Origin of the sequence: Methylobacterium marchantiae, from assembly GCF_042679825.1 — a bacterium.
GTDB classification, from domain to species: Bacteria; Pseudomonadota; Alphaproteobacteria; order Rhizobiales; family Beijerinckiaceae; genus Methylobacterium; species Methylobacterium marchantiae.
This window is the reverse complement of sequence record NZ_JBHTND010000032.1, coordinates 33,332-45,364: the sequence shown is the minus strand read 5'-3', so window position 1 is coordinate 45,364 and position 12,033 is coordinate 33,332. Positions and strand designations below refer to the sequence as shown.

The following is a 12,033-nucleotide window of genomic DNA, read 5'->3' as shown; positions in this document are numbered from 1 at the left end:
AGCGAGGCCGCCCCCGCCGGCCTCGTCGCCCAGGCGGAGAGCGGCGTGCGCAGCCGCTTCTCGGCGCGCAGCCCCGGCGACGATCTCACCGCCGCACGCTTCACCGGCTCCTCGACCCGCGCGGTGGCGGGGCGCTGAGGCGAAACCCGGCCGCCCGGCACCCTCTCCATGGGGCCCGGCATCGGACCGGCCGGGGTTTCCGATGATCTAACCCTACCGTATGGAACCCAGGCCCTGGTTCCGCGCCCGACCCGACCTCGTCGTTCAGGCCGCCGGAACCGGCTTGCCCTGCCGAGGGCGGCACGCCTGACGTCCCGCGACGAACGGCTCCGATGACGGATGTTTTGGCCTGTTGGGTGCAGGCGACATGACGGTCGAGGCGGGCCTGCCGCACTTCTTCATGACGGCATCGGGCTTGCCGCCACGGGGACCGCTCTCAACTTGATCGGGTTGATTCCCGGCGTCGATATTCCCGATGAGTTGCTGGATATTTTCGGGGCTCGCATGACGATCCGAACCTGGATCTCTTGAGAGAAATGGATGCAAAGCTGAACCAGATCGTCGCGCAGGGGCGGCAGGTCCTCGAAGAGATCAAGAGTGTCCAGGACGACATCCATTCGACGATCAATCTCGATATTTCCACGTCCGCGCGGGTCGCCAGGCTTCAGTTCGATTTGTACGTCCAGAAGGGCGACGATCTTTATCGGGACAATGCGGAAACGATGTCCACCGAGGCGTTCGCCCGGTGGCCGGCGCGAAGATCGATCCGAACGACCGCATCCTCTACGACCACGATACCGGTGTGCTGTCCTACGATGCGGATGGCAGCGGCACCGCCGCCAAGGCGATACCGTTCGCCGTCATCGACAACCACGCCAAGGTGTCGCTCACGGCCGCGGACTTCCTGATCGCGTGAGCCTCATGACGCGCCCTGGCCGGATGATTCGCCTTCGGCCAGGGCGGATGACACGCTCGGAGCCGTCCCATGGCGCCACCGGGGTTCGGGCCGGGGTAGTCTCTCGGCGCCTGTTCGAGTTGTTTTTCCAAGGCTTTACCTCATCCTGAGGTGCCGCATAGCGGCCTCGAAGGAGGCCTCCAGGGATCGCGCGACGACTGGAGGGCTCCTTCGAGGCCCTTTGCTCATGCAAAGGGCACCTCAGGATGAGGTGGTCTGATGGGATGATCGACTTCGGCATGAGAAGCGGCTGTAAATTGTGTCATGCGCTTCTTCCGCTTGGCACCAACCATAAGCCAGCCGGGGGGCTCGTGCGAGAGATCGGAACGGGAACGCGAGGTTCAACCGCTCGGGGTCGAATTTCAACCCGAGACACTTCCCGTCTGCCTGCCGACTTGACGCGGGCGCCGCCTCGCGACAGGAAGGCGGCACGGCAATGGATTCTGCCGGGCGCCGAGCCGAACCGCCATAAGGGCTGATGATTCCTACCCTTTTGCCACGCAGCAAGACGGTGGAACCATGCCTGCCTCCCTCCGAACCCTGATCGCCGGATGGCGCAAGGCCGTGGCGATCCGCGTGGCTCTTGCCGTCGCGTTCGTCCGCTGGGCCGTGATCCTGGTGCCGATGGCGGCCCTGGTGGGCTCGCTCTGCGCCGCCTTCCTCTGGAGCCTCGACGTCGCGACGAATGCCCGGTTCGCGCATCCCTGGCTGCTGTTCCTGCTGCCCTTCGGCGGGTTCTCCATCGGATGGCTCTATCACCGCCTCGGGCGCAGCGTGGAGGGCGGCAACAACCTCATCGTCGACCAGATCCACGAGCCCGGCGGGGGCGTGCCCCTGCGCATGGCGCCGCTGATCTTCCTCGGCACCGTGGTGACCCATCTGTTCGGGGGATCGGCCGGCCGCGAGGGCACGGCGGTGCAGCTCGGCGGCAGCCTCGCCAGCGCGATCGGCCGGAAGGCCGGGCTCGATCCGGCGGGCACCCGCATCGTGCTGATGGCGGGCGTGGCGGCGGGGTTCGGGGCGGTGTTCGGCACCCCCATCGCCGGGGCCGTCTTCGCCCTCGAAGTGCTGGCGATCGGCCGGGTGGAATATGCCGCGCTGATCCCCTGCCTGCTGGCGGCGGTGGTGGGCGACTGGGCCTGCCAGGCCTGGGGCATCCACCACTCGCTCTTCCGCATCGCCTACCTGGCGGAGGCGACGGGGCCCATCGCCCTCGATCCGGTCCTGCTGGCCAAGGCCGCCCTCGCCGGCATCGCCTTCGGGCTGGCCGCCCTCGTCTTCGCGGAAGCGAACCACCTTCTCGGCGGGTGGCTCAAGCGCCTGATCCCCTACGGTCCCCTGCGTCCCGTCGTCGGTGGATTCGCGGTGATCGGCCTCGTCTACGCGCTGGGTACCCGCGACTATCTCGGTCTCGGCGTCACCGCGCCGGATGCGGGGTCCTTGAGCATCGCGAGCTTCTTCGGGCCGGAGGTCCATCCCTGGTCCTGGGCCTGGAAGATCCTCTTCACCGTCGTCACCCTGGCCTCCGGCTTCAAGGGCGGCGAGGTCACGCCGCTGTTCTTCATCGGCGCGGCCCTCGGCAATGCGCTGGGCGGCTTGATGGGGGCGCCCCTCGACCTGATGGCGGCGCTCGGTTTCGTGGCCGTCTTCGCCGGCGCGGCCAACACGCCGCTCGCCTGCACGCTGATGGGGATCGAGCTGTTCGGGGCGACCCATGGCGTCGCCATGGCGATCGCGTGCTTTGCCGCCTATGCCTGTTCGGGCCATCACGGCATCTACCTGTCGCAGCGCATCGCCGTCCCGAAGGGCGGGGCCATCGAGCCGGGCTCGACCCTGCGGGAGGCACGGACGCGGCGCTGAGGCGGAAGGCGCGCGGTGCCGGCCCGCCCCCCGCTCGCGGCGCGAGGTGGCTCTACACCATGCCGAGGGCCTGCATGTAGAGTTCCAGGATGGCCTCTTCCTCCTGGCGCTCGGCATGGTCCTTCTTGCGCAGGGAGATGATCTTGCGCAGGGCCTTCACGTCGAAGCCGGTGCCCTTGGCCTCGGCGTAGACGTCCTTGATGTCGCCGGCGAGGCCGGCCTTCTCCTCCTCCAGGCGCTCGATGCGCTCGATGAAGCTCTTGAGCTGGTCGGCGGCAACCGAGGAGGCATCGACGGCGGGTGCGGCGGAAGCGGCCATGAGCGTCTCAATTCCTGATCTTACGCGCATCGTCGGGGACGCGCCGGAGGGGCTGGTTAAGCGATTACGCTTACCGGAAGCTTAGTGCGGCTCGGCTGCCGCCTTCGAGAAGGCCGCCTGTTGCTCCGGCGTCGCCTCGGCCTGGTTCCGCCGCTTCCATTCCTCGTAGGGCATTCCGTAGACGTGCTCGCGGCTCTCCTCCTTGCCGAGGTCGAGGCCGCGCGCGTCGGCGGCGTCCTTCAGCCAGTTCGACAGGCAGTTGCGGCAGAAGCCCGCCATGTTCATCAGGTCGATGTTCTGCACGTCGCTGCGCGTCTGGAGATGCGCCACGAGGCGGCGGAACACGGCGGCTTCCAGCTCGGTCCGGGTCGCGGGGTCGATCGTCGTCATGGCTGTCCTCGAGGTTCTGTCTCGCGCGTCGGCGTGACAGGTTGCTGCCGGAGACCGCCCCGTCAAGCGCGGGGTTCGATGGGCGGCAACGCGACGGGTGCAGACCACGGGAACGGCCCGGAGGCGTGGAGACCTGCACGAGGGACGCGGATCACCAGAAGATTCGGGCGGGCCCGGCGCCGCGAAGCGGAAGCGGCTTCGCCCCGTTCGGAGGTGTCAGCGGTACCGTCGAGGCCCTGTCACCCCGGCCTAGTCCTTCGCTCTATTATAAAACATCAGGGTACCGACCAGCAACGAGCCCACCACCCACTTGAGAAGGTAGGTCACGTCCATGCTGGCGACAGGATAATTGGGATAGATCCCGAGGCGAAACAGCTCGATCCCGTGGGAAATGGGATTCCAAGTGAAGATCGAGTGAGCGGGTTCGGGAATGAGATCGACGGTCTTGAACGCACCGCTGAACATCATCATCGGGCGACTGATCAGCCGGTAGAACGTCGACCAGCCTTCGAAATACGACCGGATGGCGGCATTTCCCAGACCGATGCCGAAGGCCAGCAGGCTCAACAGAACAAAACCCGCAACGCAATAGCCCGGCGCATAGGGAATAGCCTCGTTCACGCCGGACAGCCACAGCCCGCCGAAGAAGATCGCCATCAGAATGAGAATCTGAATTTGCTTGATCAGGAAATGTGCGACGATGTAATCGAACGGTTTTACGAAGTAATACTCCATCCTGCGGCCTTTTGGGGCCCTGACTCCGTTGGAGCCGTTCTTGAAGGCATAGAAGGGAAAGATACCTGCCCCCATGAACAGGAAGACGGACGTTCCGAAGAGGGGGACCTTGCCGTAGATATAGATCCGCAACGATCCCATGAGCACCACGAGGATCAGGGGCTCGAAGAAGGTCAGCAGCGCCATCGCCGGATGTTGCTTGCGGAAACGGGCGCCGAAATCCCGGATCACGAGGGCCAGGATGATGGTTCCCCAAGGCCTGCCCCTGGAGATCGACCGCGTCGGAAGCGCGATGGAGGATTCGGCCATACTCATCGGGCGCCTGCCTGATCGCGGATGATGCCGCTGTGTCTTGCAATATTGGACATGAACTGGTTCTCTTGCGTCACCGATTCATGAAATAGCGACATGAAATATATTCCACATTGAAGTCGATGCGGCATTGTTCGACAATCGTTCATGGGACGACGACGCCTGGATTGCGGACGCTCTATTGTCGGTTGATTGACAGACGAGGGTGGGCCATCACCTTATGCTGCTTTCCGACTTTTTTATGATGCCGGCGGGCCGACCTGGCGCGACCGGCGCGGTGATTCCGTCCCGGCCATAGGCAGGACCATCGCGGGTCTCGTCAACGCTGAATCTCGGCGGGACGAAGGAAGTCCCCTTCCCCACCCTGCCCGCTCCGGCGGATATGGCGCGCGGTCCTTCGCATCCGCCGGTCCTTCGCGTCCGAATGGACTGGCGGACAGCCGACAAAAACTTGACGGGACGGCCGTGTGGGTGCTTGTGGCGCCTCGCCGATAACCGGACCTTCGAATCCGGCAGGTGTCCTCAAGATTGCTGGAGGCCGGAGTGAAACGCTCGCGCCGCACGAAGATCATCGCCACCCTCGGTCCCGCATCCGATACGCCGGAGATGATCGAGAAGCTCTTCCGCGCCGGTGCGGACGTCTTCCGGCTCAACATGAGCCATCTTCCGCGCGAGAAGCTGCCCGAGAAGATCGAGGTGATCCGCACGATCGAGCGTGAACTGCGCCGGCCCATCGCGGTCCTGGTCGATCTGCAGGGCCCCAAGCTGCGCGTCGCCGCCTTCGCCGAGGGCAGCGCCATACTCGAGAACGGCGCGTCCTTCGTCCTGGATTCGGACCCGACGCCGGGCGACGTGAACCGGGTCTACCTGCCCCATCCCGAGATCCTCTCCGCGCTCGAGCCCGGCCACGTGGTCATCATCGACGACGGCAAGCTGCGGCTGACCGTGACCGAGGTCTCGGAAGGCCGTGCGGTGACGACGGTCGTCATCGGCGGCAGGATCTCGAACCGCAAGGGCGTCTCCCTGCCCGACACCGTGATCCCGGTGGCGGCGATGACCGAGAAGGATCGCGGCGACCTCGAAGCCGGTCTGAATGCCGGCGCCGACTGGATCGCCGTCTCCTTCGTCCAGCGCCCCGAGGACGTGGCCGAGGTGAAGAAGGTCGCCGCCGGCCGCGCCCTGGTCATGGCCAAGATCGAGAAGCCGCAGGCGCTCACCCGCCTCGACGAGATCATCGAGATTTCCGACGGGATCATGGTCGCGCGTGGCGATCTGGGCGTGGAGATGCCGCTGGAGCACGTGCCCGGCGTGCAGAAGCGGATCACCCGCAGCGCCCGGCGCCTGGGCAAGCCCGTCGTCGTCGCGACGCAGATGCTCGAATCGATGATCACGGCGCCGGTGCCCACGCGCGCCGAGGTCTCGGACGTGGCGACCGCCGTCTACGAGGGCGCCGACGCGGTGATGCTCTCGGCCGAGAGCGCGTCCGGCGCCTTCCCGATCGAGGCCATCTCGATGATGAGCCGCATCGCCGAGCAGGTGGAGCGGGACGCCCTCTACTGGACCATCCTCACCGCGCAGCGCTCGGAGCCCGACGCGACCGCATCGGATGCCATCGCGGCGGCCGCCCACCAGATGGTCGACGCGCTGGGCCTGACCGCCATCATGGCCTGGACCCATTCGGGATCGACGGCCCTGCGGCTCGCCCGCTCGCGGCCCAACGCCACGATCATCGCCCTCACCCCGCGGCGCGAGACCGCCCGGCGGCTGGCCCTGTGCTGGGGCACGCATCCGATCGTCACCAACGATGCCAGCGACGTCGACGACATGGCGTTCCGCGCGGCCAAGTTCGCGGTGCGCGAGCGTTTCGCCGAGATCGGCGACCGCATCATCGTGGTGGCCGGCGTGCCGTTCGGGACGCCGGGCGCCACCAACCTGGTGCGCATCGCCTTCATCACCCGCGATCACGCCGCCAAGGCCTGATCGCCAAGGCCCGAGCGCTAAGGCCTGAGCGCCAAGGCCTGAGCGCCAAGCCCTGATCGAGAGGTCTGCGCTTCAGCGCGCGACGGGTTCGCGGCCCGGCGCCGCGATCCTGTCGGCGAGGCCCTCGACTTCGTCCACGAGCGCCTCGGTGGCCACGTAGGGCACCATGTGGCCGATGCCGGGCAGGAGGACGAGCCGGGCGTCCGGAATGACCTTGGCGAGGGGCTCCGCCTGTCGGTCGGCCGGCACGGCGGCATCCGCATCGCCGGCGACGATCACCGTCGGCATCGCGATCGACCCGTAGCGCGGGGCCTGGGCCGCCACGGCGGCGGGCAGGCCGATGAGGTCGTAGAGATTGGCGAGCATGGTGTCGGGCCGCAGCACCAGGGCCGAGCGGCTCCGTTCGAGATAATCGTCGGGCAGATCCTGCGGCCGGAAGACGGCCCGTGCCGCGGGCCGAAGGTAGTAGAGGCCGAGCGGCGTCGCGACGGTGTGGCCGAGGAGCCAGGCCATCGGCGGCTTCAGGGCCAGTCGGTAATACCAGGGCAGCCCGTCCCTGGCGGAAAACGGCATCGCCACCGGCGCCACCAGAACCAGGCCCGAGACCAGCTTGGGATGATCGAGGGCGATGGCGCTGGCGAGCGTCCCCGACCAGGAATGACCGAGCAGGATGACGGGCCCCGTATTCAGGCGCTCCAGCGCCTGGGCGATGGCATGTCCCTGCGCGGCCGGACTTGCCATTTCGCGGCCGCCGAGGCGGTCGCTCCAGCCGAATCCCGGCCTGTCGAAGGCGATCACGCGAAAGCCGTTCCCGGCGAGCCGTCGGCCGACGCCTTCCATCGGATCGGCCGCATTGGCCGAGGCCCCGTGCAGGAGCACGACGGTTCCCTTGTCGGACACGTTCGGGCCGGCTTCGATGGTGGCGAGCCGGCCGCCCGCCACCTCGACGAAGGGGCCCTGCGGCGGAAACCGCGCGGCGACCCGTGCGGTGACGATGAGGGTGACGAGGGCGCCGGCCGCGAGCACGGACACGATCAGCCCGGCGATCGCGGCCGCGATCAGGCCGAGCCAGTGGAGAAGGATCATGTCCGGTCTACAGATCCCGGCCTTCGATATCGGGTGCGAGCTTGTCGATGGCTCCCTGGAGCTTCTCCATCCGCGGATAGATCGAGGCGGCGCGGCGGAAGGCGTCGAGGGCCCGGCGCTTGTCGTCCATGGACAGGTAGATCCGGCCCAAAGCCGCCCACGCCTCGTAATGGCGCGGCTCCAGCACCAGGGTGCGCTGCAGGTCGGCGACGGCGTTGGTCTGGTCGGTGAGCAGCCAGAACACCGTCGCCCGCCGGTTCCACCCCTCCGCCCATTGCGGTTCGAGCTGGGTGGCGCGGTCCATCAACTCGACGGCGAGGGGGAAGTCGCGGCTCGACATCGCCTGACGGGCGCGCTCGGTGAGGAGATCGGCGGTGGCGCTGCCTGAGCGGCCGAGGCGTTGCTCGATCAGGCGGGAGATCCCCTTGGCCTCGGTATCGTCCTCCGAGGCCTTCAGCCTTGCATAGAGATCGTCGAGGCTCGGCGCCTGCGCCTTCTTCGGGGCGTCCTTGGGGGCCTCCTTGCCGCTCTCCCCGTTCTGATTCGCTTCTCGGCCCTGGTGCGCGTCCCCGCCCCGGCCCGCCGGAGGCAGCGCCTCGGCGGCGGAGGCGGAAAACGCCAGAAGCGCCGCGCCCAGGAGCGCAACGTTGAGGAACGTGTCGAACGGTCGCGAAAGCGTCATGAGGGCGAGCTTCCTCGCCCTTCACGCCGCCGTCAACAGGCAGGCTTGACGCGGGCGCCCCATTCCGGGGCGGCGGCAGGCCTCAGCCCTGGCGGGCCTTGAAGCGCTTCTGCGTCTTGTTGATGACGTAGACGCGGCCCTTGCGGCGCACGAGCTGGTTGTCCCGGTGACGGCCGCGCAGGGACTTGAGGGAGTTGCGAATCTTCATCGTTCTCACGTCGGCCGGGGTCTAGCCCGCCGCCTGTCCATAGGGTCTCGGGGACGAGGCACCTCGGAAAGGCGTCCTCGGCGATGGCAGTGCACGCATCGCGGAAAGGCGGTTGCCATATCAGGCTTGAGCGCCCGAAGGCAAGGCGCAACCGACATGCGGCGGGAACGGATTTCCCGGACGTGGCCCCCGGGGTACGATCCGGGGCGTCGCGTCACCGATCTTCGGCGCCCCGGCGTTGGTTCGCGCCTCAGCGCTCGCGCCAGGCCTTGGCGATCTGGTCCGTGAGGGGCTTCGTCAGGTAGGACAGGACGGAGCGGTCGCCGAGCTGCATATAGGCCTCCACGGGCATGCCGGGCTGGAGCTGGACGGCTCCGAGCCGCGCCACCTGATCCTCCGGCAGGCGGATGCGGGCGGTGTAATAGCTCATGCCGGTCTTCGGGTCCTGGGACACGTCGGCCGAGACGCGGCTGACGATGCCGTCGATCTCCGGCGTCACCCGCTGGTTGAAGGCCGGGAAGCGCAGGACGGCGCGCTGGTTCAGCCGCACGTTGTCGATGTCCTGCGGCTGGATCCTCACCTCGACGATCAGCTTGTCGGCCTCGGGAACGATGAGCATCGCCGGCTCGCTGGGCACGACGAGGCCGCCGATCGTGTGCACGGTCAGCTGGTGGACCGTGCCGTCCTGGGGCGCGCGCATGTCGATCCGCTTGAGCTGGTCCTCGGCGGCGATGCGCTTCTCGACATATTCCGACCAGCGACCGCGGATCTCGGCGAGCTCCTTGCCGGTCTCGGTCCGCATGTCCTGGTCGATCTGGAAGATCTGCAGCTCGATCTCGGTGATCTTGCCCTTGGCCGATGCGGTGGAGGCAACGAGCTGGCCGCGCTCGCCCTGCAGCCGCGCGCCGTCGCGTTCGAGGGCGGTGACCCGCGAGAGCGGCACGAGGTTCTTGGCGTAGAGCTCGCGCACGCCCTTCAGCTCGGTCCCGATCAGCGCCGTCTCGCGCTCCTTGGCCGCGGCCTGTTCGGTGAGCCCCTTGATCTCCTCGCCGAGCTGGGAGACGCGCTCGCGCAGCTGCGCCTTCTGGCCGTTGCGGCCGGCGACGCGGGCCTGGAACAGGCGGGTCTCGCTGTCCACCAGATGGGCGACGGACGGGTCCTTGTCCTTGCGTGCGAGGAGGTCGGGCGGGAAAGCGATCTCCGAGGCGCCGTCGCGCTCGGCCTCGTCGCGGGCGCGGCGGGCGGCGAACTCGTCGAGGGCCTTGAGGATGATGTCGAGATTGGCGCGGGTCTGGGTCTCGTCGAGGCGGATCAGGATGTCGCCGGCCTTGACCCGCGCGCCCTCCCGCACCCGCAGCTCTCCGACGACGCCGCCGGTGGGGTGCTGGACCTTCTTCACGTCGGATTCGACCATGAGCTGGCCGGGCGCGATCACCGCCCCGGAGATCATCGTGAAGGTCGCCCAGCCGCCGACCCCGACGACGAGGAGGGCGCCGATGCCGATGGCCGCCGCGAGGTGGCGGCGGATCGAGCCCCGGGCGGTCGCCCGTGGCTGGGTGGGGGCGGCGAGGCCGGTGGGCGACAGGCCGGTGGGCGACAAGGCGATGGCCATCACGCGCTCTCCTGCAGGGTGGCGACGCCGGAACCGGTCCTCGGCGCCGTGATGGGCTCGGCGTTGGGGCCCGGCGTCGGCCTGAGCACCCGCTTGAGCACCTCGTCCTTGGGTCCGAAGGCCTGGGCGCGCCCGTCGGCCATCATCAGGATCATGTCGACGGCGGCCAGCGCGCTCGGGCGATGGGCCACGACGATGCAGATGCCTCCGCGCTGGCGAACGCCGACGATGGCCTGGGTCAGGGCGTTCTCGCCCTCGCCGTCGAGATTGGAATTCGGTTCGTCGAGCACCACGAGGAAGGGGTCGCCGTAGAGCGCCCGCGCCAGGCCGACGCGCTGGCGCTGGCCCGCCGACAGGCCCGCGCCGCCCTCCCCGATCCGGGTGTCGTAGCCTTCCGCCAGCCGCAGGACGAGGTCGTGGATGCCCGCGGCCCTGGCCGCCGCGATGACGGTGCCCGACTGCACATCGGGATCGAACCGCGCGATGTTCTCGGCGATCGTGCCGGCGAACAGCTCCACCTCCTGGGGCAGGAAGCCGATATGCGGGCCGAGATCGGCGCTCGACCATTGGTCGATGGCCGCGCCGTCGATCCGGACCTTGCCGCGCAGGGGCGGCCAGACGCCGACGATGGCGCGCACCAGGCTCGACTTGCCCGACGCGCTCGGGCCGATGATCCCGAGCCCCTGCCCCCGCTGGAGCGAGAGGCTGACATCCTGGACGACGATGCGCTGGGTGCCGGGCGGCGCCAGGCTGACATTCTCGGCGACCAGGGACTGGGACGGGGCGGGCAGCGCGTGCGGCTGCTCCACGGCGGGCATGCGCGCGAACAGCTCGGAGAGCCGCGCCCAGCTCTGGCGCGCCTGGACGAAGCCTTTCCAGTTGGCGATGGCGAGCTCGGCCGGCGCCAGGGCGCGGGCGACGAGGATCGACGAGGCGATGATGACGCCGGCCGAGGCGAGGTTGTTGATGACGAGCCAGGCGCCCAGCGCCAGGACGCCCGATTGCAGCGCCATGCGGAAGACCTTCGAGCCGGCGCCGAAGCCGCCGGCCACGTCGGAGGCCGTCATCTGCGACTGCATGTAGTCGCGGTTGGCGCCGCCCCAGCGATCGGCGAAGCGCCCCTGCATGCCCATGGCGGCCAGGACCTCGGCGTTGCGGCGCCCGGCCTCGGCGAGGCCGTTGCGGCGCATGCCGTGGGCCGTGGCGGTCTGGGACGGCATCCGGGTCGAGCGGTCCGTGGTGAGGGCGAGGACCGCGAGGACCGCCGCGCCGACGAGGGCCGCCGCGCCGATGAGCGGGTGGAACAGGAAGCAGATGAAGACGTAGATCGGCATCCAGGGCAGGTCGAAGAAGGCCGAGGGGCCGGTGCCGCCGAGGAAGGCGCGCAGCTGGTCGAGGTCGCGCAGGGGCAGCAGGCCGTCACCCGGGGCCGCACCCTTCAGCGGCGCGCGCACCACGATGTCGAAGACCCGCGCGCTCAGCGCCTCGTCCAGGGCCGCGCCGACGCGGGCCAGGATGCGCGAGCGGATCGTCTCCAGCACGCCCTGGAAGACGTAGAGGACGAGAGCCAGGATCACGAGGCCGACCAGGGTCGGCACGCTGCGGCTCGGGATGACCCGGTCATAGACTTCGAGCATGAAGAACGAGCCGGTGAGGTAGAGCACGTTGACGAGCCCGCTCATCACCGCGACCCCGATGAACGCCGTCCGGCAGCTTGCCAGGGCCGAAACGATCTCGGCCGAATTTCGCCCCTTCGCCACTGCCGCCCCCACCCTGCACTCTCGATCGTCAAGTCTAGTTCGTTGAAAGTCTGGCGTCTCCGGTTCGGAACCGCGACCCTCATCTGAATCTCTTACGAGCTAAGCGTGCGTTCGCGAACTCGAAAACATACGTT

General features: G+C 68.3%; 12 protein-coding genes and 1 riboswitch. Of the genes, 3 read left to right on the top strand and 9 right to left on the bottom strand.

Annotation, left to right across the window (positions count from 1 at the left end; all coding sequences use genetic code 11):
- Positions 1–398: 398 nt before the first annotated feature.
- On the bottom strand, positions 399–617 hold the full coding sequence (locus ACFQ4G_RS18675) for a hypothetical protein (protein WP_238208175.1): 219 nt from the start codon (positions 615–617) through the stop codon (positions 399–401).
- A gap of 128 nt (positions 618–745) precedes the next feature.
- Between ACFQ4G_RS18675 and ACFQ4G_RS18670 the strand changes: the two genes are divergently transcribed.
- Together ACFQ4G_RS18670 and ACFQ4G_RS18665 are read left to right on the top strand one after the other, a co-directional pair.
- On the top strand, positions 746–916 hold the full coding sequence (locus tag ACFQ4G_RS18670; protein ID WP_238208173.1) for a hypothetical protein: 171 nt from the start codon (positions 746–748) through the stop codon (positions 914–916).
- A 462-nt stretch (positions 917–1,378) separates the two neighbouring features.
- Positions 1,379–1,450, top strand: a riboswitch (Fluoride riboswitch).
- A gap of 24 nt (positions 1,451–1,474) precedes the next feature.
- The gene (locus tag ACFQ4G_RS18665) at positions 1,475–2,815 is read left to right on the top strand and encodes a voltage-gated chloride channel family protein (protein WP_238208171.1); all 1,341 of its coding nucleotides are present in this window, start codon (positions 1,475–1,477) and stop codon (positions 2,813–2,815) included.
- A 52-nt stretch (positions 2,816–2,867) separates the two neighbouring features.
- On the opposite strand, the gene ACFQ4G_RS18660 is transcribed toward ACFQ4G_RS18665, so the two are convergent.
- From ACFQ4G_RS18660 to ACFQ4G_RS18650, 3 genes are all read right to left on the bottom strand, one after another.
- Entirely contained in the window at positions 2,868–3,134 is a 267-nt protein-coding gene (locus ACFQ4G_RS18660; protein WP_018044356.1) for a DUF2312 domain-containing protein, read from the bottom strand.
- 81 nt (positions 3,135–3,215) lie between these two features.
- The gene (locus tag ACFQ4G_RS18655) at positions 3,216–3,524 is read right to left on the bottom strand and encodes a DUF1244 domain-containing protein (protein ID WP_238208169.1); all 309 of its coding nucleotides are present in this window, start codon (positions 3,522–3,524) and stop codon (positions 3,216–3,218) included.
- A 249-nt stretch (positions 3,525–3,773) separates the two neighbouring features.
- Positions 3,774–4,568 (bottom strand): ABC transporter permease, encoded by a 795-nt coding sequence (locus ACFQ4G_RS18650; RefSeq protein ID WP_238208167.1) that lies wholly within the window; start codon positions 4,566–4,568, stop codon positions 3,774–3,776.
- Between the two features lie 546 nt (positions 4,569–5,114).
- Here ACFQ4G_RS18650 and pyk point away from each other — a divergent pair.
- Positions 5,115–6,551 (top strand): pyruvate kinase, encoded by a 1,437-nt coding sequence (gene pyk / locus ACFQ4G_RS18645; RefSeq protein WP_238208165.1) that lies wholly within the window; start codon positions 5,115–5,117, stop codon positions 6,549–6,551.
- 72 nt (positions 6,552–6,623) lie between these two features.
- Here the strand turns inward: pyk and ACFQ4G_RS18640 are convergent, their stop codons facing one another.
- From ACFQ4G_RS18640 to ACFQ4G_RS18620, 5 genes are all read right to left on the bottom strand, one after another.
- On the bottom strand, positions 6,624–7,637 hold the full coding sequence (locus ACFQ4G_RS18640; RefSeq protein WP_238208163.1) for an alpha/beta fold hydrolase: 1,014 nt from the start codon (positions 7,635–7,637) through the stop codon (positions 6,624–6,626).
- Between the two features lie 7 nt (positions 7,638–7,644).
- Entirely contained in the window at positions 7,645–8,319 is a 675-nt protein-coding gene (locus ACFQ4G_RS18635) for a tetratricopeptide repeat protein (RefSeq protein WP_238208161.1), read from the bottom strand.
- A gap of 82 nt (positions 8,320–8,401) precedes the next feature.
- Positions 8,402–8,527: a type B 50S ribosomal protein L36 gene (gene ykgO / locus ACFQ4G_RS18630; protein WP_003601867.1), complete on the bottom strand. Its 126-nt coding sequence runs from the start codon at positions 8,525–8,527 to the stop codon at positions 8,402–8,404.
- A gap of 250 nt (positions 8,528–8,777) precedes the next feature.
- On the bottom strand, positions 8,778–10,139 hold the full coding sequence (locus ACFQ4G_RS18625; protein ID WP_238208160.1) for an HlyD family type I secretion periplasmic adaptor subunit: 1,362 nt from the start codon (positions 10,137–10,139) through the stop codon (positions 8,778–8,780).
- On the bottom strand, positions 10,139–11,899 hold the full coding sequence (locus tag ACFQ4G_RS18620) for a type I secretion system permease/ATPase (protein WP_379040806.1): 1,761 nt from the start codon (positions 11,897–11,899) through the stop codon (positions 10,139–10,141). Before ACFQ4G_RS18620 ends, ACFQ4G_RS18625 begins: the two co-directional genes overlap by 1 nt.
- Between the last annotated feature and the right edge of the window lie 134 nt (positions 11,900–12,033).

Excerpts from the sequence above, each read along its gene's own strand:
- ACFQ4G_RS18675 (WP_238208175.1), bottom strand. The coding sequence starts at position 617 with ATGGATGTCGTCCTGGACACTCTTGATCTCTTCGAGGACCTGCCGCCC.
- ACFQ4G_RS18665 (WP_238208171.1), top strand. The coding sequence starts at position 1,475 with ATGCCTGCCTCCCTCCGAACCCTGATCGCCGGATGGCGCAAGGCCGTG.
- ACFQ4G_RS18660 (WP_018044356.1), bottom strand. The coding sequence starts at position 3,134 with ATGGCCGCTTCCGCCGCACCCGCCGTCGATGCCTCCTCGGTTGCCGCC.
- ACFQ4G_RS18655 (WP_238208169.1), bottom strand. The coding sequence starts at position 3,524 with ATGACGACGATCGACCCCGCGACCCGGACCGAGCTGGAAGCCGCCGTG.
- ACFQ4G_RS18650 (WP_238208167.1), bottom strand. The coding sequence starts at position 4,568 with ATGGCCGAATCCTCCATCGCGCTTCCGACGCGGTCGATCTCCAGGGGC.
- ACFQ4G_RS18640 (WP_238208163.1), bottom strand. The coding sequence starts at position 7,637 with ATGATCCTTCTCCACTGGCTCGGCCTGATCGCGGCCGCGATCGCCGGG.
- ACFQ4G_RS18635 (WP_238208161.1), bottom strand. The coding sequence starts at position 8,319 with ATGACGCTTTCGCGACCGTTCGACACGTTCCTCAACGTTGCGCTCCTG.
- ykgO (WP_003601867.1), bottom strand. The coding sequence starts at position 8,527 with ATGAAGATTCGCAACTCCCTCAAGTCCCTGCGCGGCCGTCACCGGGAC.
- ACFQ4G_RS18625 (WP_238208160.1), bottom strand. The coding sequence starts at position 10,139 with ATGGCCATCGCCTTGTCGCCCACCGGCCTGTCGCCCACCGGCCTCGCC.